This window comes from Streptobacillus canis (genome assembly GCF_009733925.1).
Taxonomy (GTDB): Bacteria; Fusobacteriota; Fusobacteriia; order Fusobacteriales; family Leptotrichiaceae; genus Streptobacillus; species Streptobacillus canis.
This window is the reverse complement of sequence record NZ_WOEI01000055.1, coordinates 1-971: the sequence shown is the minus strand read 5'-3', so window position 1 is coordinate 971 and position 971 is coordinate 1. Positions and strand designations below refer to the sequence as shown.

Sequence of the window (971 nt, the reverse complement as noted above, 5' to 3'; positions counted from 1 at the left end):
GTATCACTTATTCCATCTACATTCATTCTACATGTCATTTGTAATCCTGCTAGTTTAAAGTAGATATATTCTTCATTTCCCATTTGTTCTACTACCGATACTTCTCCTACCTGTGTATAACTATTTTCTTCTTTTGTCGTTACTATATTCTCCGGTCTTATTCCAAATATTACCTTCTTACCTACATATCCTTGTACCTTCTCTGCCTTACTTGGATGTAATTCTATTAATGCTCCATTTAAATTAATAAATGTCGCTTCTCCTTGTTTTACTAATTCTCCCTCTAATAAGTTCATTGTTGGTGATCCTATAAACCCTGCTACGAATTTGTTTGCCGGTTTATGATATAAGTTAAGTGGTGTATCTACTTGCATTATTCTTCCTAGTTTTAATACTGTTATTCTATCTCCCATTGTCATAGCTTCTACTTGGTCATGTGTTACATATATCATTGTTGTCTTTAACTCTTGGTGTAATTGTGTTATTCTTACACGCATTGATACCCTTAATTTAGCATCCAAGTTTGATAATGGTTCGTCAAATAAGAATACTTTTGGTTCTCTTACTATTGCACGTCCTAAGGCCACCCTTTGTCTTTGTCCTCCTGACATTTCTTTTGGTTTTCTATCAAGTAACTCTGTTATCTCTAACTTCTCTGCTGCTTCTTTTACTCTTCTATCTATTTCTTCTTTTGGTGTCTTCTTTAACTTTAATCCAAATGCCATATTCTCATATACTGTCATATGTGGGTATAGGGCATAGTTTTGGAACACCATTGCTATTCCTCTATCTTTTGGTGGTACATCATTTACTAATGTATCTCCTATATATACTTCTCCTCCTGTTATGTCTTCTAATCCTGCTATCATTCTTAGTGTTGTTGATTTTGCACATCCTGATGGTCCTACAAATACCATGAATTCTCCATCTTTTATTTCTAGGTTTATTCCATGTACTGCTTTAAATCCATT

General features: G+C 33.8%; 1 protein-coding gene. It reads right to left on the bottom strand.

Annotated elements, in window-relative coordinates; translation table 11 throughout:
- Positions 1-971: ABC transporter ATP-binding protein (locus GM111_RS08040; RefSeq protein WP_156300577.1), on the bottom strand; the 971-nt coding region annotated here is incomplete at both ends.